The organism is Octadecabacter sp. B2R22 (assembly GCF_018861045.1).
In the GTDB taxonomy this organism is placed as follows: domain Bacteria; phylum Pseudomonadota; class Alphaproteobacteria; order Rhodobacterales; family Rhodobacteraceae; genus Octadecabacter.
Window position 1 is genome coordinate 223,431 of record NZ_JAHKQJ010000010.1, and the last position, 22,858, is coordinate 246,288.

The window sequence follows — 22,858 nt, forward strand, 5'->3', positions numbered from 1 at the left end:
GCTGGCCTTGCTGGGATGGTAGGCCTTCCTGGGCTAGAATGACCCCATCCAACGATCTGCAGATTAATGCGTGCAGGTTCAGCGAAAGTCCGGTTTCCGCCCTTAGTGCACGGTTCTTGAAGCAAAACCAGTACTCTCAAAACGGGGGCTATTCAGGCGTGAGTTGCTGATGGCTATTGACCTCGCTTCTTAGCCAGTCTGGTACGACAACGGCAACCGCCGCCGCACCACGTTGCGAGCTGACTACCCCGACTATTTCCCATGCACCGTCTGCTGTTTGATTAAGCAGAGGAGATCCAGAATTTCCGTTGATCACTCGGCAACCGACTTGATACAACCCAATGCCAAAATCAGTAACCGGACAATCAAAATCTCCACTTAGAAGATGCGGCGTTTGGCGATGGTAACCAAGTAGTGCGAGGTTTGTTCCGGCGAACGTTTTATCGCTATATTCACCCAGCGGGATTGGGCTTACGTCAAGGATAGGGTCTTGCAGTATGATGAGTGCTATGTCGTTTCGGGGAGAATGCATGCCATTCAGCGCGTATGCAGGATGGCGGATCTCGTACTTGGTTTCACGCGATGCAATGTATTCGCCTCGAGACCACCCAGCAACGAAGACACGTTGAGACGTGCCGTTGGAGGAGGCGCAATGGGCGGCTGTGACGACCAAATCAGGGGCAACTAGAGTAGCAGTGCAACCTTGCCGTACACGAAACCCAGCCTGACCTAATCGACCAATGGCTGTGAATTCCGCTGCAACATCATCCGCCAATGGCGGAAGAGCCATTTCTTGTGCATCAACCGGCAATGTCACGATACACAAGCCGAAAATCGCATGCCGGACAATCTGATTGAAGCCTTTAACTTTCACCTTCGCGCCTCCCCGTTTCTGTCTAACTTTAGCCTAGGTGCATTCGCTGTTCGACAAAATACAAGCTTTTATGGCGCCGCGAAAACTTTCGCCGCGCGTGCAAAATTAAGCCGTTTGCGAACTGGTAGTGTGCGGGACTCTCCATGCATTGGCGCTTTCAGAACCAATGACTGCTATGCTGTTTGTTTCCGAGAGGCGCATATGAAAGTAGCACAATAAACGACGGTTCTGTTTGGACATAAATGCCTTTTATCTCTATCGAAGGTCAATTCCCAAAACCAGACGCTGAGCATCGACGTCGCGCATATAAGCGTAAGCAAAAAATCGAACACTCATGTCCTCCACAATCCGGCCATTTGCTGCACTTGTCAGATTGCTGTGCCCAACGATAACTAAGATTCTATCGCTCAACAAAGTTTGTGGTGAAATTCAAAACTTTCACCCGAACGGCGTGAAACAGCCAGTTCTTCATCTAAGTTTCGAGACTTGCATCGAGCAATCCTTCCCTGAGGGCGTATGCAATAAGTTCGGCTGTGGAATGCACCTGAATTTTTCGCATAAGATTGGTTCGGTGGTTATCGATTGTTTTGGTACTAAGGCCAAGGCGTTCGGCGATGTCTCGGTTGTTGAATCCGCGAGAGACCAGGCTTAGAATCTGAAGTTCGCGGGCCGTTAGGGCGCTTGTGTTGTGTGCGGCATCAAGCATCTCGGACACGCCGGGGCCCATAATTCGATCGCCTCCAACGATCTTGGGAATGGCATCAGAGAAAGCACTCAAATCACCACGTTTGAGAAAAATTGCGTCCGCGCCTGATTGTGCGAGATTGCTGATAAGGCTCACCGATGTGAGACCCGAAAACACGATGATTTTGGTATCGGGTGACCATCTCCGAACTTCACTAAAAACCTCGATCCCACGAGAGTATGGCATTGCCAAATCCAAAGTCAGCACCTGTGGTTGATGGCTGCGCACCATCGCGATGGCTTCTAATCCGTCGCAAGCTTGCGCCACCACATCAAGGTCACACGACATCAGAATTTGTTGGATTCCATTGCGGATAAGCGTGTGATCGTCGGCGATGACGGCAGTTGGTTTCACCATCAGACAGCTTCACTTGCGATTGTGTTGGTTGTGTTTCGAACACAAACGCGGGCGATTGTCCCACAACCGAGGCGTGATGAAATGTCAAAATTGAATCCGTTTTCGCGCGCCAGATTCGAAATTATTGAAAGGCCCAGCCCGTGACCACGCGAAGACGTTCCTTTTTCGTCACGTTGCAAAAGACGCTTCAATTCCACTTCAGACATCCCTTGTCCGTCATCATGCACTTCAAAACGCAAGCCATCTACACGCCGCCTGCAACCAATGACAACACGGGATGGGTTCCCGTGTTGCAGTGCGTTTGACACCAGGTTTCCAAGGACCCGCATCAGCGACAGTGGGTCGGCAACAATATGCGATGCGCAATCAGAAACAGTAAGCGAAATGCCTTTCCCTTTGGCTTCGGGTGAGAACATTACTTCAATGTTTTTCAAAATGATATTTGCACTGAACCGTTCGCGCGCATTCAGCGAAGGGGGGTCAGCGTTGCCTGTTCCCAGTGGAACGAAGTTACTCTCAAGACCTGCGCGCACGATTTCCTCTAGATATTGCAGGCTACCTGCAACGTGGTCGTGCGCGTCTGGGTCCCCTGACAGTGCCATCTGCAATGACGCTAAGGGTTGCTGGATATCATGGGCAGTGTCGGCAAGCGCTTGTTGGCTGCGCATCGCAGCATCCGCCGATCGTTGTCGGTCCACTTCTGCTCGGCGTAGGGCTTCGGACAAGTTCAGGCGTTCTTCGGACATACGAAGTTGTGCGCCAAGGGCTGTGTCACGTTCGCGCCGCGTTGCACGCACGCGTTGGGCAATCGCGGCAGAAAAAGCCAGCCCTTCGAGGAGGAAACCTACTCGGATCGCAAAACCTGCGACTTCTTGTTCAAACAGTCCTTCTGTCAGATAGCCCAACACACCAAAAGATATGGCGGCCGCCAGAGCGCCAAAGCCTAAGACCAAAAATATGGCACCTGATTGACCTCGCCGGACCGAAGCGATTGCCAAAACGACTTGCATCGTTGTCGAACCTATAGCGACAGCGAAGAAGATAAGCTTGAACCAAATAGTGCTCAATAAAAATGGCGTAAGCGCTGCCAAAAAGGCCATCATCGCGATCAGTACATATGCAGTGACGTGTAACCGAGGGTGATGCACCGCAGCCTTGGTGAACATATCAACGAAAAATGTGCCAAGCGCGATAGACAGGCTCGCAATAATGGGCAGTGCAAATTGGTTGATACCCGGCGCATTGGGCCAAATATATTGGAATGTGTAGCTTTCAAGGTGAACCAAAAGGGCGGCACTGGCGACAACGTAGGTGCCGTACACCAGTGCAGACCGACCCTGGAGTCCATAAAGATATATCGTACTGATCAGGCCCATCCCAAGCACAAGTGCTGTGAGCGCGACAATTTGAATTGTCTCTGTTTGGCTGCGCTGGAAGAAATGCGCTGGTGTTTCGGCGACAAACGGCATCTCGGTCGCTTGACCAGAGGTATAGTTGATCATCAATGTGGTCGTCTGAAGTGGTTCCAGTATTATCTCTGACACCAGATGACGGTGCGCAATTGGTCGAGCCGAAAACGGGTCTTGGTTTGTCAGAGTCAGCAGATCGCGTGTATCGGTATCGTCGATGCGGGTTACGCGCAGCTGGTCTGCCATGGGGATGTCGTGTGTTACCCACCAAGTTCCAACTTCCGCAGATGTATTTTGCATTTCGACACGCACCCAATAGCGCGCAGACCCAAACCCGAAGTCGACTAACCCGCCCAAAACTGGATCAAATTGGACGTCGTCCCTACCGGCCAGAATTTCTTGCAGCGTAAGCGTCCGACTGTCGTCAGAGAAGGCGCAGGCGAATTGCCCCAGATCGATGTGAAAATCAACTGCATTTGAAAGAGGGGCAACGCGACACCCTTGTGCCGGTTGGGCGGCAACGGGTGGTGCAAGAAGCGTAACACACAGGAAAACCCAGCTCACAAGTGACCTGAACCAGCGCAGATGTAATCCGTTACAATTGTTCAAAGCAAAGCTCACTTCCCTAACGTCAAGTTAGACGCAAGCTGGCCCGTACTCCAAACCTTTTCGCCGTTAGCGCAGCATATGAGGTGTTTCCCTCATATCCCGCACTGCAACGCGCCCCTAATGTTAACCTAACGTAAGGATTCGGATTTTGGGGAGAACTGACGATGGGCACGGCACGTTACTTTAACAACTACACCGTTGCTGATGGCTATAGTAACGGCGACAAAACCATCCCAGAGGGTGTCTCGACGATCTCGTTCAATCCCTCGGGTGATACAAACGGAGCGACCGTCGAAGAGGTTCGCTACAGGTTTTTCGTTGATCATAACGGGGGACAAAGTTTCGATCAGGGTGACATCGACATTTGGATCGTGTCACCAGAAGGCGACACCAATCTGATCTATCGGAATTTTGATGGCTATGGCAAAGACACAGATGACGGCAACGATAGCGACAGTTCAAATGATAATGACATTTCATTCTGGGGCACTGATTCAAAATCAACGACGCCATTTGATTTTGATGGTCAGACAGCGAATGGCACTTGGAGGCTGAAGTTCGACAATGATGTCGGCCATTCTTTGGACATATCCTATCTTGAGGTCTGGGTTGATTACAAAACTGCCGCCGATCTGAAGGTGTCTGACATCAAACTGCTGGGTGTCGGCGGCAATGAGGTCGGTGTGCCGATGATCATTCAGGCCAAGATCGAAAACATCGGGGAAACGACGTATCGCAACACGGTCAAACTAGAATACCTTGTGAACGGTGTCGTCATTGGAACCAGTTCCATTTTACCCGGCATCGGTATTCCGGGGGGCTGGACGAACTACGAAACCGAAGCCTATACATTTTCCGATTTTGGCGAAAATGACGTCGAAGTTCGTATCACCAATGTCAGCGACTCCAATTCATCCAACAATTCCCGCACCGAGACATTTGATTTCCCGACCCCCGATATGGTCGTGTCCGATGTGCGCGTTGTCGGTGATTGGCAAGCCGGTGAAACCATTGAAATCGGTGCGTTTATTGAAAACATCGGCAACGAAGCATGGAACGTTGCGAACGGGTTCAGCTATGTGGAATTCCGCGTTGATGGCGAAGTCATCGAAACCACCACAATGCTATTCGGCCTGACGCCACTGTTTGGGGATTGGGAAAAGGTCGACTACACATTGACGTCCGATGGTCCCGTCACGATCAGCGCATTTGTCTATGGCGCTGATCCCGAACTCAACCAAGCAAACAATGCTTGGGAAGAAGAATTCGGCCATGACCACGACACAGGTCCCCAAAAGACCCTTGGTAATTCGGCATTCGATGTCACGATCGCATCCTTCATGGTGCACACCGTTTACGGCGTCGACGCGATCCCAGAAGAGTGGCGCGGTGATGATGATAATGGCCTCGAAGACGACTACGCTGGATATTTAGCAGACAACGGTTGGACGGTTCTGACGGATGATGATCTGGGTCAGGATTTTCGCACAAATATCGGCAAAGGGTACTTTGAGGGCGGTGGCCTGTTCATGGGTGATGCAACTGATCTAAACGTATTCACCAGCTTTGCGTCACAGGGGCTTCTTGCGATTGGGGAAACGCCGGATGGTGAAAAAACCCTATCCCTGACATTTCGCGGAACCGACCCCGATGATGCGCTGGATGCGACCCTTGGGCAGGCCTACACCGGCAACGGAATCTACCACTATTACGAAGCCATGCGTCCGCTGATTGATGCCGCAATCGCCTATGCCAACAATTCCAGCAACGGGATCGAGAAGATGATCGTGTCTGGTCACAGCCTTGGCGGCGCGACGGCTGATCTATTTGCTTTGGTTGATGCACACCGCTTGGAAGAAGATGTCGATCTGACCGTGGTCGCGATTGCCTCTGCGGGATTGTCAGCCGAAGCGTTGACAGACACCTATTCGCAAAACGGCATGGCAGGTCAGTTTGATGAACGTTTGGTCAACATTGATGGCAACGGCGATGTGACGTTCAACGCGCCCAGCTATTACATCGGGCTGTCATTCAGCAATGACACGGTTACCTTTGATCGCGAAAATCCGCTTATTACCCCATACACGCCGAATATTACGCTGTATGGAAACGAAAATTTTGACGACGGGTTGACGTCAATCGATCTGGTGAACGTCGCCGCCGATGATCCTGACGGGTCAGAATTGACTAACCTTTTGCGCGGATTTGGCGCAGAACATGATCACGGATTGTACTGGGGCATTTTGGGCCAAATGGGACAAGATGCACTGGCGACCCACTACGACGGGCACGCTGTTATTGTTGGTGAAACAGACTACGACGACGTTACCACCCTTTCGGGCGCAGCACTCGGTGTGTTCGACAAATTCGCCGCTGAAAAGTCGAGCGGCTATGAGGATGACGCGGGCAGCACCAAATTGGACGGCAGTTCAAACAGCGATTACATCCTGGGCCTAAGTGGTAATGATCACTTAATCGGTAACGGCGGCGACGATTTGCTGTCGGGGGGGCAAGGCGACGACACGCTTTATGGCGGCTCTGGACAGGACACGCTGCACGCTGGTGACGGACAAGATAAGATTTACGGTGGCAGCGGGACAGATACACTGTTGTTGGAGTATGCCGACACGGCTGATTTCGACGTCGCACGCGGCACGGTTGGGCTGACTGTTCAGCATGGGGGTGACACCGACTTCATCTCCGATACTGTTGAATTCATCAAATTTAACAATGGTGTCATCAAAACCTACGACGAATTTGCGAATTATGACCCGATTTATGGACCGACAGGTGATGTCACGATTGTTGGGGCATCTATCGAAGGCGCGCTTTTGACCGCGGTGTCGACGATTTCTGATCTGGATGGTGTTGGCCCGCTTGATTTTGAATGGTTCGCAGATGATGTCAAAATTTCATCTGCAACCGGCGCCACGTACCACGTAACCGGGGCCGACATCGGCACCCAGATCGTTGCAATCGCATCTTATGTCGATGGGACCGGCACTACCGAAAGTGTCGCATCAAGTGCGACAGGCGAGATCGTAGCCGCCACATTTGACAGCGGCACATCGGGCACGGACATCTTTGTCGGAACCGACGCGAATGACCGCTATGACGGGCTGGCGGGCGTGGACATAATTAACGGTGGCGGCGGCGCAGACACCTTGCGCGGTGGCGACAACGCCGATTTCATCTTTGCCGATGGTTTCCAGTTGGGCTACGCGCTGAATCAAGCAAATCAGGTGTTCCGCCTGTATAAGACAACCTTTGACCGTACCCCCGACGATACAGGGCACAAAAGCTGGGCGTCAAAACTATTCACCGAAGCGTCAACCCTGGCGGACGTTCGCGACGGATTTGTCGGGTCACAAGAGTTCCGCAATACCTATGACAGCCTGGACGATGAGGCATTCGTAAAGCAGATGTATATCAACGTTCTGGACCGCGATTTCGACAACGGAGACGTCACCCAAGCCGAAGTGGACAATTGGGCCAACCGGATCACCGACGATTTCACACGCGCTGACGTGGTGAACGGTTTCTCGCAAAGCCAACAGTTGATCAACAATACACAACAGGCCGCCAATAAACTGGCCGTTGAAGGTGATCCCGCGTCGTGGTCCGATGATGTTTACCGTATTTATCAGGCCACGTTGGATCGTGATCCAGATGCGACAGGATTTGCGAACTGGTCGGAACGTCTGGCCGATGGCAGTGCCCTAACGGACGTCATCGAAGGTTTCACCAACTCGCAAGAATTCGCCAACACTTACGGTGCCCTGAATGACCCAGAGGATTTCGTAAAGTTGCTGTATAGCAACGTGCTAGGTCGTGAATTCGATCTTGGAGAAGTGACACAAAGCGAGGTCGACGGCTGGACATCGAAACTGAACGATGCGTTTTCGCGGGCCAATATCGTGCAAGGTTTCTCGCAAAGCCAAGAATTCAAGAACAATACTGCGGATGACGTAAAAGCCTGGATTCGAACCAGTGGGGTAGATGATCAAGTTGATGGGGGCGCAGGAACAAATGTACTGGCTGGTGGATCATTAGCGGATCATTTTGTATTTAATCAGGCGGATGGTGCCACGAACAAGGTGGTCGATTTGGAGGCGTGGGATTATTTGTCTTTTGACGGCTTTGGCTACAGCAGCGCGGCTGACGCTCGGGGGCACATGGTCCAATCGGCCGGCAGCGTTGTATTTGCTGATCAAGGCACAGAAGTCACGTTTGAACGGTTCATGCTCTCTAGCGTAACGGACGATATGATCTTGGTTTAGTGACGCCGTCCAAATGGGTGCATGCCAGGTCGCGTTTGTCTTTGTGGCGGGAATTGACTGCTCTATCCGAAGTAATTCTTATCATAAGAAAACATACTTCAGTGTTCGGCAATACAGGGGCGTATTTTTGTCGAACCCAGCGTTATGCTAGATCGTTGAGTTTGAGCTACATGGTCGGAAAGCGGCCTTTCGAACGTCGCGCAGCATCGGTTGTTTTGGGCTCGAAGCTGCCGTTCTCCGCATTGTAGCAAGTCCAGCTTCACCGAGCCATTAAACCGTCACTCACGGCCCTTAGCTGACCTTCGCGCTTGGTTTAAAAGCCGCGGTGGGGCATCTCGAAAGCTGCCATTCGCCATTTTTGCAGCAATCTAGCAGCCCAGAGGTCTGCTATGCGGGGCAAAGAAGACATTGTTTCAGTGAATTTCAAAGTCCGCTATGGCAGGGATTTCATAAAACGGTGGCTTCTGCGAAAAGTGGAGCAATGCTGAAAAGGTCCACTCTGACCTTAGCTCGCTCACTTTGAGTAGGTTTGAGTACAAAATTAGCGCACCGTGACACCGTTATCATTTCGAAAACTTGAAAGCCCATCTGCGGACACTGTCGAGACAATAATACCTGTCCCATAAGCCGTAAGTCCTGCAACACTGAAAGTATCAGGAACTACGCTAGCAACGTCTACATCGTAAACAGCCCCGCTCGGGGCGTTACAATTCACCGGGGAGTTAGAAAATTGAGCCTGATATTCAATCTTTCCGGGCATGGCAGAGGTCTGAAGTGTTCCGTTAGGCGTTTCTACCGAGCATACTGTTCCCTGAGGGAAATCTTGAAAAAGAACGCTGATTTTGGACGCGTTTGAGAGCCCAACCGCTGAGGTGGTGGGCGCGCTAGGTCCCATACATGCTGTGAGGGCTCCAATTGCTAACAATCCAAAAAAAACTCTGTCCATATTATCGCTCCAGCTTCCCAAAAATAGCGCTGCATTAGCGCAGGTATACTTCATCAAAGGCTATGATCTTCCTAAATTCTTTAAATATTGAGGTTTCTAAATTGTCAAATAGCGCCCGCTGGCGGGCCTATTTGCAGGAATTGTTTGGTGCGCTTTTCGTCGACGGTTTTTATGATTAAAATCTCCGGTCAGACATCAGGCAATTGTTGAGTGCTTGTGGCATGGGGCCTGATTGCGGTCTTTAGCTGTATCGCAGAAATTTGGTAATGTGGGCTCAGAGCAGACTTTCGCCGCGCGTTCTAAATCGCGCGGCGATGCTGATCATACAACGGTGCAGATGTATTTCATATTTTTGGATGACGTTCGAAACGGAGGGTGGCGAAATCGAAATATCGTTAACTTACTGATAGTTAATGTATAATTTTCGTTCAGCATGGCGTCTCTCCACTTTGAAGACTCTTGTTTTGTCCCAATAGTGAGGGTAAATTGTCCCAATAAGGGGTCTGATCTATGTCGCAGTTTACGCCACGAAGCGGCAAAGCCAACTACATAAAGCCGCGTGGTAAGCACTTTTATTACCGTCGAAGCATACCGAAAGAATTTCGTCCGTTCCTCGACGACAAAACGGAATGGAACATCAAGTTGGAAGGTGCTACTGATGCTGCCCGTCGGGCTGAAGCAGGTGCTTTGGCGCATAAGCACAATCGAATGATGCTCGGTAGTTTCGAAGACGCCGCGATTGTGCAGCACAGCCAAGTCGATGACACACTCAGCATGAAGCTGGACTTCAGCCCCGAAAACCTTCCGATCAATTCGCGGCGAATCCCGCCATTCGAGTTCTATCGAGATGGTAAATTGGTGAAAACTTACAAGGTCGCAGGAAGTAATGACCCAGAGTTTCTGAAGCAGGCGGAAGCCGATGGATACCTTGTCATGACGGGCAGCGAGTGGATGCAGCAAGCGAAGTTCATGAAGCTAAGACGGTTGGCGAACAATGCTGACGGTGCCGATGAAAAGGAACTTGCAAAGCTCCGAATTGGGCAAGCACGGCGGAGACTCGACAAATTCGCAACTCCCAATGGTGAAACCCTCCGCACCATTCTTCCCAAGATGCATGAAGAGAACAAGCCACGTCAACCAACCATCGATGGCCACTATCGGGCTATCGAAGAGTTCATCGCGTTGCATGGCGATCTGCCCTTAGTGAGCATCACCAAGCAGCATTTATCAGACTATGTGGCACATCTTGGCAGAGTTAGGATCAAGGATCAGCCGTTGGCACCGTCGACCGTGAGGCAACGGCTCGACAGGTTGAGCGCGATTTTGGAGTTCGCAACAATTGCGGAAGCGGTTCCACACAACGTTGGCAAGACGGTCAAAGCCCCAAGGGATACGCGCTCCCAAGGTGATCAGGTTTACAAGCCATTTACGAAACCTGAGGTGCGTAAGTTGATCGATGTGGCGACGGATGTCTGGACCCGCCGACGTTACCAAACGCATCGGACCCAGATGTCTCGCAAGACAGATTTGATCACTGCATTGCATATGCTGGTGTGGACAGGGGCGCGACCAGAAGAGATATGCCAGCTTCGATTAGATGATGTCGATCTGGACCGTATGGGGATTATGGTCACCAATGAGACTGATGACCTTGAGGCACCTGATCGTAAACTCAAGAACGAAGAGTCTGTACGTGGTGTTCCGATCCATCGGCTGCTGCTTCCAAGGTTGTCCGATCACATCGATCATGTGCGTCAGGTCAGCAATTCAGGTCTGTTGTTCCCATCGTTTGAACCGATGACGGATAAGGGGAGGTATGCCACGCCAATTGGGGCTGACTGGAGTGAGCATCTGCGAGAACACATAACGTCAGATCGACAGAAGGTTTTGTATAGCCTGCGTCATAGCTGGGCAGGTGAGTCCATGAATGTTGGTATGTCCGAAACAATGCGTAACGCCATCATGGGACATAAGTCCGACTCAAAGTCGTCTTCGGCCAAGCGGTATCGTTTTCACTTTGAAGACTTGGAGAACCAGTTGGAATGGGTCAACAAGATGGACTGTGTTGGTGGATAGTTTCGATCATTTCCAGCATACTTACGTCGTAATTTCGTCCCACGAAGCGCATCAATGTTCACCACGACAGTGTTGATGGTCGGCCAATGATGCCAGAACATAACATTCATCTGAATTTCCCTCCCCATCACATCCGTCGGCGATGCGAACCAGTTCGGTTTCCAGTGCCTTGAGCCTTAGCAGTTTCTCACGCACATCGGTCAGTTGATGCTGGGCGATCTGTGTGGCCTCTTGGCAGGAGCGGTCAGGATGCTGCTGAAGGTCGATCAACGCAGTGATCGCTTCGATGGAGAATCCAAGGTCACGGGCATGTCTGATGAAGCCCAGCCGTTCCAGACCGTCTGTGTCATATCGTCGTTGATTGCCTTCAGTGCGCCCTGCGGACACCAGCAATCCAACCTGCTCATAGTATCGAATGGTCGGAACTTTCACACCTGTTTGCTTTGACAACTGCCCAATAGAAAACATGCAACTTACCTCTTGAAGCTCTAGTGACTAGAGGTTGTAGATAGGGTGGGACACAAAGAAAAGGTGATTCGTATGTCCTCTGATCCAATGACCCAAGAGACCCCGCTGCTCGACTATTCTTCAGGTCCAATCCAGTCACTCATTGCGGATCGTAGATGGCCAACATTGGAACCCACTGAACGTGCAGCAGCCGCCTATGAGTTTGTCAGGAATGAAATCGCTTTTGGTTATAACAGTGAAGATACGCTGACAGCATCCGAGGTGCTGCGGGATGGCCATGGTCAGTGCAATACGAAGACCACGCTTCTGATGGCATTGCTGCGGGCAATGGATTTGCCGTGCCGCTTCCATGGCTTCACGATCCACAAGTCCCTGCAACGTGGTATCGTTCCCGAAATCGTCTACCCCCTCGCACCTACCAACATCCTGCACTCATGGGTGGAAGTTTCACTAGACGGGAGATGGATCACCCTTGAGGGTTTCATCCTTGATGATGCCGTGCTGACTGCCCTGCAAACAGCTTTCCCCGATCAGGATAGCATCTGTGCCTACGGTGCTGGCACGGACAACCTCCAAGCACCTGATATCGGATGGTCTGGACAAGACACATACATCCAGAGAACGGGTATCAACTTTGACTTTGGCACATTCGCATCACCAGACGCCTTTTATGCGAAACATCGCCAACTGCGTGGGATCAAGGGGCTGCTCTATCGTTTCGTGATCCGCCACTGGATGAACGCACGTGTGGTACGTCTGCGTCGTGGCGTTGTGCCGACCATCCCTAACGGTCCTGCAACTGCATTGCCCCCTCAACAGCCTAATGCGAAGGAGGCTGTGTGATGTCGGGTTGCTGTGGACACGAAGCCAAGTTCGAAGGTGTATCTGCTGACTACAAACGCCGCTTGTGGATCGTCATCGCCCTGAACGCCACGATGTTTGTGGTAGAGATGTCGGCGGGCCACTATGCCAAATCTCAGGCCCTTCAGGCCGATGCGTTGGATTTCCTAGGCGATGCCCTGACCTACGGTATCTCTTTGGCAGTCATTGGTGCGTCAATTCAGGTGCGCACGAATGCTGCATTGGCAAAGGGAGTGAGCCTCCTCTTGATGGGACTCTGGGTCTTTGGCTCGACCCTTTACCGCGTATTCTACGTTGGAGTGCCTGAAGCGGGCATCATGGGCGTTGTTGGTGTTATGGCACTGGCCACAAACCTAGCCAGTGTTTTCTTACTTGTTCGATACAAGGACGGGGATGCCAACGTCAGATCGGTGTGGCTGTGTTCGCGCAACGACGCCATCGGCAATGTAGCAGTCGTCTTGGCCGCCTTCGGAGTCTGGGGGACAGCGACAGGTTGGCCAGACCTGATCGTTGCGGGGATCATGGCGACATTGTTCTTGTCGTCGGCATTCCATATCGTGCGACAGGCGTTGCAGGAACGACGAGACGCTATGCAGCACATTCACGGGGCAACATGATGGTGGTTCTGCTTACATCCATAGGGATCGTTATTGCGTTCGGGACCTTGACTGCGATTGTCTGGTCCATCGTTTATCCCGAACGCCGACTGTGGCCTCCAAAAAAATATACAACGCTGACACCGATCTTGGTTTGGGTGCCAACGTTCACCCTGTTTGGCACCATGTTTTTTGTTGGTGTCATGGAGTGGGGTTCTTGGACCATTCCCGCTGCTATCAGATACGGCTTGGGAGGGACGTTGATCGTCCTTGGCAATTTGGGTGTATGGTCGGAAGTGCTGAAGTTTGGCGTTGATCAAACTGGCGGTGCGCCTGGCAGCCTGAGAACGTCGGGTCTGTATCGGTATTCTCGTAACCCACAATATGTATCCGATATCATGATCGTTGTGGGATGGGTCATGATGTCGGCATCGCCCTCGGTATCCGTAATCGGATTGGCGTCAGTTTTGGTCCTGATCGTAGCCCCATTTGCAGAAGAGCCTTGGTTAAGACGGACCTACGGTGAGCAATATGCCGATTACGCTGCTAAGGTCAGGAGGTTCCTATGACGTGCAAAGGGACTAGTTGACCATTGTACGCTCAGCCAAGACCTTGAGGTTTTGGCTGAGATCAACGGTTAACCAAGATAATCGATTATCGGGCAGTCGGGCATGTGGTCGCCACGGCATGATGTCACCAGATGCGCCAACTCATCATGCAGGGACTGAAGCTCCCGCTGCTTCTCTTCGATCTCTTCCAACCGCATAGATGCGATCCGTTTCACTTCCGAACTGGAGCGGTCTTGATCTTGATAGAGGTTAAGCAGTTCGCGGCACCCTTCGATACTGAACCCGAACGCCCGTGATCGTCGAACGAACACCAGCTTGCGAACAGCCACATCGTCATAGGTGCGGTACCCCGCTTCTGATCGCGACGGTGCTTCGACCAAACCGATATCGGCGTAATAGCGCACAGTTTTGACGGGGAGACCCGCAGCCTTTGATGCAGCAGAGATATTCATAAAACTCACCCTTGACCTTCTAGTTACTGGAGAGATTAAGTTGGTGACGAATGAGTTTCAAGGGTGCCATTTTTGATGGATGCCTGCACCTGCATAAGGATTTGATACATGCCCAAGGATACCGCCGCCAAAACTGCCACCCTCTATCGGATGGTGATGACCGATCACATGTGTCCATACGGGTTGAAATCGAAAGACCTATTAGAACGTCAGGGCTTTCAAGTGGATGATCGCCACCTCACTAGCCGTGGCGAGGTTGATGCGTTCAAAGCTGAGCATGATGTGAAGACGACGCCACAGACGTTCATTGGTGAAGAACGCATCGGTGGTTTCGATGACCTGAGCGCACATCTAGGAAAAGCCACCAAGTCCAAGGATGCCACGACATATAAGCCTGTCATCGCATTGTTCGCGGTCGCTTTGTTGATGGCCATAGCTGTGACTTGGTTGGCGTTAGGTACCGCATTCACGGGACGGACAGTTGAATGGTTCATCTCGATTTCCATGGTGCTGTTGGGTCTGCAAAAACTGCAAGACGTAGAACGGTTCGCCACGATGTTCCTGAACTACGACCTGCTGGCCCAACGGTGGGTTCGCTACGGATATGTCTATCCGTTCGTTGAGACTGGGGCAGGTCTGCTTATGATGGCGGGTGTTCTAACATGGTTGTCTGCACCAGCAGCGTTTTTTGTCGCCAGCATCGGCGCGATCAGTGTGTTCAAGGCGGTCTACATCGACAAACGCGAACTCAAATGTGCCTGCGTCGGCGGTGACAGCAAGGTTCCATTGGGATTCGTGTCACTGACAGAGAACCTAATGATGGTCGGTATGGCGATCTGGATGCTCTCGAAGCTGTGATAACAAATCGTTTGACCCTCCACCAACAGGAAGCCTTAGCAACACTCAAAAGACCAAAGGGGCGGAGCCTACAATGAGATCAATAATCGCAGTTGCAGCCTTACTAGTTGCAGGTGGCGTGGGCTACGCGCTTTGGCCGAACGCATCGCAAACACCACAATCGGACCCCGTATCCAGTTTGGAAGGCGGTGCTTTAGCTGATGTGCGGGTGCCTGAAACGCTGTCACACAACGCCCAGATCGGGCAGCTTGGATATGAGGCCAAGTGTGCTGCTTGCCACGGTGCGAATGCAGCGGGTCAAGATGGCGTGGCACCGCCATTGGTCCACATCATTTATGAACCCAGCCACCATGGCGATGAAGCGTTCCAAAGGGCCGCTGAGTTGGGCGTTCGTGGGCATCACTGGCCGTTTGGGGACATGCCCCCCGTAGAAGGTGTCACACGGGCAGACGTTACGATGATCATCGCTTACATTCGCGAATTACAACGTGCCAACGGGATCAACTGACCCGCAACAACAGTACTGGAAACAACAATGAAGACTTTTCTACTCGCAGGCATGATCGGAATTTGGGCAACAGGTGCGATGGCACACTCGCCCCTCGATGCGACTACACCTGCCAATGAGGCCACTATTACGGAGATGCCGACTGAAGTCTTGATGGACTTCAAAGGTGACATCCGTCTAACGCGGGTCGCGATCACTCATGCTGACACACACAGCATGGACATGGACCTTGGGGATCAAACGGCGTTCACGCAGGAGTTTGCGTTGCCGATGCACGACATGGGTGCGGGTGTGTACGTCGTTGAATGGCGCGGACTAGGCTCTGATGGTCACGCGCTGAACGGCACCTTCAGTTTCACTGTTGAATAATGCCTGATGCGTTCGGGCTTGCGGCCATCATCACAAAGTTTGCGCTCTATCTTGGTGTGATGGCTGCGGCTGGCACGGTCATCGCCACGTTGATGTTTCGGCTGGATCGCACTCGTGGTTTGGCCGTGGCATTCGCCGTTTTGGGGTTGATGGCAACGATCCTCGCCTTTTCACTGCGCGGTGCCAATCTGACGGGCGATGTCAGCGGCATGACCGATCCTGAGATGCTTGGCCTGCTTTGGACCACACCTGTAGGTACTGCTTTGCTGTTACGTTTGGTGGGTCTTGGTTTGTTAATCGCTGGTCTGTTCATAGGCCGCGTTGGAATTTGGGTCTCGGTGTTAGGTGGGATCATTGCGATTTGGTCCTTTGATCACGTCGGACATGTCTCTGGCCGTGACACAACACTGCTCGACATCGCATTGACGTTGCATCTGCTGGCTGTTGCCCTCTGGATCGGGGTCCTCACGCCGTTGAAACGACTGGCATCATCTTCAGCCACCTATGCGTCGGCTGCGGATGTTGGGCATCGGTTTGGCGTTGTCGCCATGGTTACCGTTCCTGCGTTGATTATCGCGGGTGGCTACATGGGCTACAAGTTGGTCGGGTCACTCGAAGCGCTTGTAGGAACTGGCTACGGGCAGGCATTGATTATCAAGGTGATGTTGGTCGGGCTGCTTCTTGGGCTGGCCGCTGCCAACAAGCTTCGATTCATCCCTGCGCTTCGCTCAGGTGATCCAGCAGCGGCAAACCATCTTTCCAAATCCATATCAGTCGAATGGCTGGTCATCCTTGCAGTACTGGGAACGACAGCTGTTTTAACAACAAACCTGACTTTGCCAACATGAGGCACCACATGAACAGACGACACTTCTTGGCTACTGTCTCAGCCACTACGATTTTGCCGATGCCCACATTCGCAGCCGAAGATGCGTTGCGGTTGAAGGCCGAAACGGTGATGCAGCAAATCCTCCCGTTGGGAGATGGTGCAACATCCATGTTGGGCTTCAACGGGTCGATGCCAGGGCCAGAACTGCGTGTGCGGCGCGGTGAGCGGGTGAACATCGAGGTCGAAAACGGTCTTGATGAAGGTACGGCGGTGCATTGGCACGGCATCAGGTTGGAAAACCAGATGGATGGGGTGCCGATGTTGACGCAAGAGTTGATCGAGCCTTCCGACACCAAAACCTACAGCTTTATCCCGCCAGACGAAGGCACCTATTGGTATCATTCGCATTACATTTCTCATGAACAGGTCGCTCGTGGCATGATGGGTCCGTTGATTGTTGAGGATGAAACGCCCCCAGATGTTGATCACGACATCACCGTGTTGATGGCGGATTGGCAGATGCAGGAAGATGGCAGCCTGTCCGATGAGTTTACCGACATGCACAGTGTCGCCCATGGCGGTTACATGGGGAATTTCGCCCGTGCCTTCCTGTCCCAAGATCAGGTGAAGACTGGGGATCGGGTTAGGTTTCGACTGATAAACGCCGCAACCAACCGTATCTTCCCCGTAGCGGTAAGCGGCGTCGCTGGGTCAGTCGTTGCCTTGGATGGCATGGCATTACCTGTGCCTCGCCAGATGGCAGACCTTGTGCTGGCCCCAGCACAACGTGCTGATCTTATCGTGGATATCACTGGCCCAGTCGGGTTCGACATGGTCACCCGTGACGGTTCATATCGTTTGGCAGACCTTGAGGTGATTGGAACCAACACGGATAGACAAGCTGGTCCGATAATGGCGTTGTCACCGCCCAATTTGCCAACGCCTGCTGAACCAACACAGCATCTGACCCTGACGATGATGGGCGGTGCAATGGGTGGACGACACGACGGTGACAATATCTGGGCCTTCAACAACGTCTCGGACCTACAAGGCGATCCATTCGGATCATTCCAAAATGGCGAAACTGTGCGGATCACATTCGCAAATGACACATCGTTCCCGCACGGCATCCACCTGCACGGCCACCACTTCTATGAAGTTGAACAGAACGGGGTCTTGGGCGATCTGCGTGATACAACGCTGGTGAACGCAGGCGAAAGCCGCGATGTCATCTGTGTATTCGACAACCCTGGTCGCTGGCTGCTGCACTGCCACATGCTAAGCCATGCTGTCGGTGGGATGCGCACATGGATGAACGTGGCATGAAGTGGCTTATCTTAGTCCTGCTGTCATTTGCCTCCACAGCCGCTGCTGATCACAACTGGGACCACCGCGACATCGTTACGGGTCAAAGTCTGTATTCAGGCAACTGCGCATCATGCCACGGGGCAAACCTTGAGGGGCAACCGAACTGGCAATCCTCTGACGCCGATGGTGTGCTTCCAGCACCGCCACATGACGGGACAGGTCACACGTGGCATCACGATGATGAACTGCTGTTTGAGTATACCAAGCTAGGTGGCCAGGCCGCGTTGGAGGTGCGTGGTGTGACAGGGTTCAACAGCGGAATGCCCGCCTTTAACGAAATACTCACCGATGATGAGATATGGGATATCCTTGCCTACATCAGGTCAACTTGGTCTGAACGGGAACGCGATGTCCAGGCCAGCAGGAATCCACCGCACTAGTGGCACACGCTCTTCCAGAGCATGTGGATGCTATGACAGTACATATTTACCACGATCAACGCGGACCATAAGCCCTTCATCACACAGCCCCCGCAGTGCGCGATAACAGGCTTCATGGGTTAGGTTGATGCGGGTCGCCAACTCGATCACCGTTGTATCGAAGTAACCTGCTTGAACCGCCGCCAATATGCGTTCCTTGGCTGATGGAATTGCCAACAACTCGATATGTGCGCGGTACTGTTGGACTTGAACAGCAAGCAACTTTGTGAAGCCTTCAGAGAACGCAGGATTGGAGTGCATCGTTGCAACGACATTGGCCTTTGCGATTTTTGTGACGCTTCCAGCTTCGGTGCATACCGCATCGCAATGGTAGGTCGCTGAGAAGACTGATGCCTCCGCGAAAAACCCGCCCGACATCGCCCTGTGCAGGGTCAAGGTATCGCCCCCCAGTCCAGTTCGTTGCAATGTCACGCATCCAGATACAACACGGTAAAGCCCCGATGTTGTCTGGCTCTGGCGAAACAGCACGTCCCCCTTCTGCATGTCAATTGTGCGACAAGCAGTAGCGGATAGATGGGAAAACGGATCAGGAAGCATATGATCCAAATCATAAGTGATCAGAGTGAATTTTGGTAGGGTGATCAAGAAAAAGGAGTGTTCAATGAAACTAGGTCTTTTATCAGCAGCGATGATGTTTGTCGCATCCAATGCCATGGCACAACATGCGCATACGTCGGGGTCACCAAGTGAAACGGGTCAGTCACAGTTCGCAGCGATTGCTGAGATCGTTACACTGCTGCGTGACGATCCCGAAACGAACTGGGCGCAGGTCGATATCAAAGCACTTCGTGATCACCTCGTGGATATGGACAACGTGACAACTAAGGCGTCGATTGAGCGGGCGGTGAACGGACTGAGCGTGTCTTTCTTGATCACAGGTGATGATGATGTCGCAGCATCCATCAGGCGTATGGTGCTGGCACACAGCCCAATGTTGCAGGGATCATCTGACTGGACCGTCACCGCTGGAGAAATAGATAATGGCGCATCAATGCTGGTTCAGGTCGGGTCAGATGAAGATTTGAACCAAGTGCTGGGACTGGGATTCTTTGGGCTGATGACAATTGGTGCGCATCACCAACAGCACCACCTCATGATCGCAATGGGGCGGTCGCCGCACTAACCGCTTCGTTTCTCACAAACGGTCGTTTCTGAGTTCTCGTTTGCTTCGATTCGCGCACCACTCCTGGCCCATATAACACTGACTTGGACTCTTTCATTTACCCCTATCGAAAGCTGCACCCCATCCCGTTATGATGCCGATGAGTTTCGAGAGGGAGGATCGATGAACGTAGGCTACGCACGGATCAGCACAGACACCCAGACGCATGACGCCCAGATCGTGGCGTTGAAGGCAGCGGGATGTGAGAAGGTTTTCATGGAGACCGCTTCAGGGGCAAAGAAGGATAGACCAGTGCTGGCAGAAGCATTGGCATATTTACGCCAGAACTCAAACGACAAGCTCGTGGTCTACAAGCTCGACCGTGTTGCCCGCAGCCTTCCCCATCTCATCGAGATCATGGAGCGGCTGAACGCCGATGGTATCGAGTTCCAAAGTTTGACCGAAGCCATCGATACGAAGACTCCAGGTGGGCGGCTACTTTTCCACGTCATGGGGGCGATATCAGCCTTTGAGAGAGACCTAGTGATCGAGAGAACCCAAGCTGGACTGAAGGCAGCAAAGGCTAAAGGACGAATCGGTGGGCGTCCAAGACGTATGACTGAGGACAAGATCACCGCCGTGCGTGAGTTGCTGGCCTCTGGGACGCCTGTGAAGGACGCAGCGGCTGCGGTGGGGGTATCAGTGCCAACACTGTATCGATGGCTTCCTGGGGCATCTCGTTAGGGAAAGCTAAGACCATTTGATGCAGATCATGCTGATCGGAAATCGCACCAAGTCAAAGTTCAAAACCTCCTACTGAGTTTCAAAGTTAGATGATAGGTATGATGCAATGACAGCATGAACACTGTGAGGGCCACAATGTGCAACCAGATGCTGCGCAATGATGAAGGGTGGGATAACGATGACAACAAGATACCAACTAAAAATGCAGCACTGTTATGGTATTCCCGCACTGGAGCATGAGTTCACATTCGAGAACAACAACATGCCAGTGGCAATTTATGCTCCAAATGGGTTGATGAAAACGTCTTTGGCGCGTTCTTTCAAGGACTTCACCAAGGGTCAAACTCCTAGCGATCTGGTCTATCCCGAACGTGAGTCATCGTTTCATGTATTGGATGAGAACGGAGAAGCAGTGCAAAATGACGCTATCTTCGTGGTTGACTCAATCAATGAAAAATACTCGTCGGCGAAGATGTCAACGCTTCTAGCCAGTGAAGAACTTAAAGCTGAATATGATGAGGTGTTTAACTCGGTCGGGCTGAAGCGCGAAGCTCTTCTCAAAGTGCTGAAGAAGAAAGCAGGGATGACCAAGGGCATCGAAGAGGCTTTCTGTTCGGCTGTTGGGTTACCGCAGAATGAGTTCTTAACCGCCCTAGGCACGGTTGAACGTGAGGTGAAGAAAGACGCTTATGCGCAATACTCGGATGTTACCTATAAAGTGCTGTTCGATCCGAAAGTCGTAGAACTCTTGGATGACGATGAGATTCAAAAGCTTATCTCGCAATACTCAGAGGTATATGACCAACTCCTCGAAGAATCGCAGTTCTTCAAGCGTGGTGTATTTAATCATACCAATGCTGGGTTGGTTGCGAAGAACCTGAAGGACAATGGCTGGTTCAGAGGGGGTCATACTGTAAGCCTAAAGACTGGTGATGGTGTCATCGAGATTTCTAACGAAGCAGAGTTGGGGGCGCAGATCGAGGACGAGAAGCAACGCATCTTGACGGATCAAACGCTGGGCGAAATGTTCGCTAAGGTTGATGGGAAGCTAAGCACAAAACCGCTTCAGTTGTTCAGGGAACACCTGCTTGAACATCCATATCTTGTTCCTGAACTACACGACATCAACGCACTGAAACGCCGTGTATGGATCGGATACTTGACGACAATGAAATCTGAGTTCGTCGCTTTGCTGGATGAATATGATGCAAGTGTGGAGAAGCTGAAAGGCATCGTTGTTAAGGCCGAGGCAGAACTAACCCATTGGGAAAAGGTCATCGCCAAATTCAATAAGAGGTTCACGGTCCCGTTCAAGGTTGGCGTTAAGAACAAGGCCGATGCGGTCTTAGGAATCGAAGGGCCACAAATCGAGTTCATTTTTAAGGATGCGGATGGTAACGCCGATAGGCGGATGGCACCTGACAAACTTTCACAGGTTTTGAGCAATGGTGAACGCCGAGCTTTGTATATCTTGAACATCATATTTGAAGTTGAAGCGTTGACGAACGCCCAGCATGAAACGCTTCTTGTGGTCGATGACATCGCAGATTCGTTCGACTACAAGAACAAGTATGCCATTATCGAATATCTAAGAGATATCAGCCGTGTTGATTACTTCCACCTCATGGTGCTGACACACAACTTCGATTTTTACAGAACCGTTAAGGGGCGACTGAATGTCCACAATCCGAATAAACTGATCGCTGGTCGTTTCGAAAATGAGATACGTTTTCAAGGTGACTCAATGGGCGATAATCCTATTGGAGCGTGGACTGGTGCGTTGGATGACCCGAAGTGCATGGTCGGATGCATCCCATTCGTGAGGAATCTTGCTGAATACAGTGGCGATGATGCGACCTTCCTCAGTCTTACGAACCTGCTTCATGTAAAGGCCGCATCCGATGCGGTCACTTTTGATGATCTCCAAGCTATTTTCCAAGGGACACTTTCCGCAAGCATGACCAACGGTTGCTATAGCGGAGAGGAATCAGTGTTGGCGACGGTTGCTGCTATGTGTGAGGAAATCATTGCTGCACCATTGGATGAAGTCGAACTGTTGGACAAGGTGATCCTTTCCATGGGCATTCGCCTTGCCACCGAACGTTTTATTATCGGTAAGCTTGCCGACCCCAACTTCGTCGATGGGATAACAAAGCATCAAACAAGCAAGCTGATCAAGCGGTACAATCGTGAGAATGAAGATGAAGTCGCGATGGCATTATTCGAGCAGGTCTTACTCATGACACCAGAGAATATTCACATGAACTCATTTATGTTCGAACCGATTTTGGATATGGCACCTCTCCACCTGCATGACCTCTATCGTGATGTCATAGCCCTGAATGATTGACTTGATAGTAAGTGTGCGAAGCGAAGCAGCGGCGAAGTATATGTATAG

Annotated in this window: 20 protein-coding genes; 14 read left to right on the forward strand and 6 right to left on the reverse strand. The window is 51.8% G+C overall.

All coding sequences use genetic code 11. The annotated features are described in order from the left end of the window. Positions 1-148: 148 nt before the first annotated feature. From KO486_RS14050 to KO486_RS14060, 3 genes are all read right to left on the reverse strand, one after another. Positions 149-874, reverse strand: a complete 726-nt coding sequence (locus KO486_RS14050; protein ID WP_216037907.1) for a trypsin-like serine protease — start codon at positions 872-874, stop codon at positions 149-151. Between the two features lie 472 nt (positions 875-1,346). Further along, positions 1,347-1,976 carry a response regulator transcription factor gene (locus tag KO486_RS14055; protein WP_216037908.1) on the reverse strand — a complete coding sequence of 210 codons (630 nt, stop codon included), beginning with the start codon at positions 1,974-1,976 and terminating at the stop codon, positions 1,347-1,349. Beyond that, positions 1,976-3,949: a sensor histidine kinase gene (locus KO486_RS14060; RefSeq protein ID WP_216037909.1), complete on the reverse strand. Its 1,974-nt coding sequence runs from the start codon at positions 3,947-3,949 to the stop codon at positions 1,976-1,978. Before KO486_RS14060 ends, KO486_RS14055 begins: the two co-directional genes overlap by 1 nt. 209 nt (positions 3,950-4,158) lie before the next feature. Between KO486_RS14060 and KO486_RS14065 the strand changes: the two genes are divergently transcribed. Both KO486_RS14065 and KO486_RS14070 read left to right on the forward strand, forming a co-directional pair. Next, positions 4,159-8,274, forward strand: a complete 4,116-nt coding sequence (locus KO486_RS14065) for a DUF4214 domain-containing protein (RefSeq protein WP_216037910.1) — start codon at positions 4,159-4,161, stop codon at positions 8,272-8,274. Between the two features lie 1,456 nt (positions 8,275-9,730). Continuing rightward, positions 9,731-11,296 (forward strand): tyrosine-type recombinase/integrase, encoded by a 1,566-nt coding sequence (locus tag KO486_RS14070; RefSeq protein WP_216037911.1) that lies wholly within the window; start codon positions 9,731-9,733, stop codon positions 11,294-11,296. Positions 11,297-11,347: 51 nt separating this feature from the next. Here KO486_RS14070 and KO486_RS14075 read toward each other — a convergent pair whose 3' ends face one another. Continuing rightward, a complete protein-coding gene (locus KO486_RS14075) occupies positions 11,348-11,764 on the reverse strand; it encodes a helix-turn-helix domain-containing protein (RefSeq protein WP_216037912.1) in 417 nt (138 codons plus the stop codon). Between the two features lie 72 nt (positions 11,765-11,836). On the opposite strand from KO486_RS14075, the gene KO486_RS14080 reads away from it, so the two are divergent. The 3 genes from KO486_RS14080 to KO486_RS14090 are packed head-to-tail and all read left to right on the forward strand — an operon-like array spanning position 11,837 to position 13,790. Next, positions 11,837-12,607, forward strand: coding sequence for a transglutaminase family protein (locus tag KO486_RS14080; protein WP_216037913.1), 771 nt, complete (start codon positions 11,837-11,839; stop codon positions 12,605-12,607). Beyond that, complete coding sequence (locus KO486_RS14085) at positions 12,607-13,242, forward strand: cation transporter (protein ID WP_216037914.1); 636 nt, start codon at positions 12,607-12,609, stop codon at positions 13,240-13,242. The genes KO486_RS14080 and KO486_RS14085 overlap by 1 nt, the downstream gene beginning before the upstream one ends. Next, entirely contained in the window at positions 13,239-13,790 is a 552-nt protein-coding gene (locus KO486_RS14090) for a PEMT/PEM2 methyltransferase family protein (protein ID WP_216037915.1), read from the forward strand. Before KO486_RS14085 ends, KO486_RS14090 begins: the two co-directional genes overlap by 4 nt. A gap of 68 nt (positions 13,791-13,858) precedes the next feature. Here the strand turns inward: KO486_RS14090 and cueR are convergent, their stop codons facing one another. Next, entirely contained in the window at positions 13,859-14,242 is a 384-nt protein-coding gene (cueR, locus tag KO486_RS14095) for a Cu(I)-responsive transcriptional regulator (protein ID WP_216037916.1), read from the reverse strand. Positions 14,243-14,350: 108 nt separating this feature from the next. On the opposite strand from cueR, the gene KO486_RS14100 reads away from it, so the two are divergent. The 6 genes from KO486_RS14100 to KO486_RS14125 all read left to right on the forward strand — a co-directional run bounded on the left by KO486_RS14100 (position 14,351) and on the right by KO486_RS14125 (position 18,554). Beyond that, a complete protein-coding gene (locus tag KO486_RS14100; protein ID WP_216037917.1) occupies positions 14,351-15,100 on the forward strand; it encodes a glutaredoxin in 750 nt (249 codons plus the stop codon). Between the two features lie 73 nt (positions 15,101-15,173). Next, positions 15,174-15,608: a cytochrome c gene (locus KO486_RS14105; RefSeq protein WP_216037918.1), complete on the forward strand. Its 435-nt coding sequence runs from the start codon at positions 15,174-15,176 to the stop codon at positions 15,606-15,608. A gap of 27 nt (positions 15,609-15,635) precedes the next feature. After that, positions 15,636-15,977, forward strand: a complete 342-nt coding sequence (locus KO486_RS14110; RefSeq protein ID WP_216037919.1) for a copper resistance CopC family protein — start codon at positions 15,636-15,638, stop codon at positions 15,975-15,977. Next, on the forward strand, positions 15,977-16,825 hold the full coding sequence (locus tag KO486_RS14115) for a CopD family protein (protein WP_216037920.1): 849 nt from the start codon (positions 15,977-15,979) through the stop codon (positions 16,823-16,825). The genes KO486_RS14110 and KO486_RS14115 overlap by 1 nt, the downstream gene beginning before the upstream one ends. Positions 16,826-16,833: 8 nt before the next feature. Then, a complete protein-coding gene (locus tag KO486_RS14120; RefSeq protein ID WP_216037921.1) occupies positions 16,834-18,132 on the forward strand; it encodes a multicopper oxidase family protein in 1,299 nt (432 codons plus the stop codon). Then, positions 18,129-18,554: a cytochrome c gene (locus KO486_RS14125; RefSeq protein ID WP_216037922.1), complete on the forward strand. Its 426-nt coding sequence runs from the start codon at positions 18,129-18,131 to the stop codon at positions 18,552-18,554. Before KO486_RS14120 ends, KO486_RS14125 begins: the two co-directional genes overlap by 4 nt. Before the next feature lie 30 nt (positions 18,555-18,584). Here the strand turns inward: KO486_RS14125 and KO486_RS14130 are convergent, their stop codons facing one another. Beyond that, on the reverse strand, positions 18,585-19,199 hold the full coding sequence (locus tag KO486_RS14130; RefSeq protein ID WP_216037923.1) for a Crp/Fnr family transcriptional regulator: 615 nt from the start codon (positions 19,197-19,199) through the stop codon (positions 18,585-18,587). Between the two features lie 16 nt (positions 19,200-19,215). On the opposite strand from KO486_RS14130, the gene KO486_RS14135 reads away from it, so the two are divergent. From KO486_RS14135 to KO486_RS14145, 3 genes are all read left to right on the forward strand, one after another. Further along, entirely contained in the window at positions 19,216-19,737 is a 522-nt protein-coding gene (locus tag KO486_RS14135) for a hypothetical protein (protein WP_216037924.1), read from the forward strand. 162 nt (positions 19,738-19,899) lie between these two features. Continuing rightward, positions 19,900-20,460, forward strand: coding sequence for a recombinase family protein (locus KO486_RS14140; RefSeq protein ID WP_216037925.1), 561 nt, complete (start codon positions 19,900-19,902; stop codon positions 20,458-20,460). A 178-nt stretch (positions 20,461-20,638) separates the two neighbouring features. After that, positions 20,639-22,810, forward strand: a complete 2,172-nt coding sequence (locus tag KO486_RS14145; RefSeq protein ID WP_216037926.1) for an AAA family ATPase — start codon at positions 20,639-20,641, stop codon at positions 22,808-22,810. Positions 22,811-22,858: the final 48 nt, after the last annotated feature.

What these genes read in the sequence shown, in the direction of transcription:
- KO486_RS14140 (WP_216037925.1), top strand. Translation starts at nt 19,900, where the DNA reads ATGAACGTAGGCTACGCACGGATCAGCACAGACACCCAGACGCATGAC.
- KO486_RS14120 (WP_216037921.1), top strand. Translation starts at nt 16,834, where the DNA reads ATGAACAGACGACACTTCTTGGCTACTGTCTCAGCCACTACGATTTTG.
- KO486_RS14125 (WP_216037922.1), top strand. Translation starts at nt 18,129, where the DNA reads ATGAAGTGGCTTATCTTAGTCCTGCTGTCATTTGCCTCCACAGCCGCT.
- KO486_RS14075 (WP_216037912.1), bottom strand. Translation starts at nt 11,764, where the DNA reads ATGTTTTCTATTGGGCAGTTGTCAAAGCAAACAGGTGTGAAAGTTCCG.
- KO486_RS14065 (WP_216037910.1), top strand. Translation starts at nt 4,159, where the DNA reads ATGGGCACGGCACGTTACTTTAACAACTACACCGTTGCTGATGGCTAT.
- KO486_RS14100 (WP_216037917.1), top strand. Translation starts at nt 14,351, where the DNA reads ATGCCCAAGGATACCGCCGCCAAAACTGCCACCCTCTATCGGATGGTG.
- cueR (WP_216037916.1), bottom strand. Translation starts at nt 14,242, where the DNA reads ATGAATATCTCTGCTGCATCAAAGGCTGCGGGTCTCCCCGTCAAAACT.
- KO486_RS14090 (WP_216037915.1), top strand. Translation starts at nt 13,239, where the DNA reads ATGATGGTGGTTCTGCTTACATCCATAGGGATCGTTATTGCGTTCGGG.
- KO486_RS14115 (WP_216037920.1), top strand. Translation starts at nt 15,977, where the DNA reads ATGCCTGATGCGTTCGGGCTTGCGGCCATCATCACAAAGTTTGCGCTC.
- KO486_RS14055 (WP_216037908.1), bottom strand. Translation starts at nt 1,976, where the DNA reads ATGGTGAAACCAACTGCCGTCATCGCCGACGATCACACGCTTATCCGC.
- KO486_RS14070 (WP_216037911.1), top strand. Translation starts at nt 9,731, where the DNA reads ATGTCGCAGTTTACGCCACGAAGCGGCAAAGCCAACTACATAAAGCCG.
- KO486_RS14085 (WP_216037914.1), top strand. Translation starts at nt 12,607, where the DNA reads ATGTCGGGTTGCTGTGGACACGAAGCCAAGTTCGAAGGTGTATCTGCT.
- KO486_RS14080 (WP_216037913.1), top strand. Translation starts at nt 11,837, where the DNA reads ATGTCCTCTGATCCAATGACCCAAGAGACCCCGCTGCTCGACTATTCT.
- KO486_RS14110 (WP_216037919.1), top strand. Translation starts at nt 15,636, where the DNA reads ATGAAGACTTTTCTACTCGCAGGCATGATCGGAATTTGGGCAACAGGT.
- KO486_RS14105 (WP_216037918.1), top strand. Translation starts at nt 15,174, where the DNA reads ATGAGATCAATAATCGCAGTTGCAGCCTTACTAGTTGCAGGTGGCGTG.
- KO486_RS14135 (WP_216037924.1), top strand. Translation starts at nt 19,216, where the DNA reads ATGAAACTAGGTCTTTTATCAGCAGCGATGATGTTTGTCGCATCCAAT.
- KO486_RS14145 (WP_216037926.1), top strand. Translation starts at nt 20,639, where the DNA reads ATGACAACAAGATACCAACTAAAAATGCAGCACTGTTATGGTATTCCC.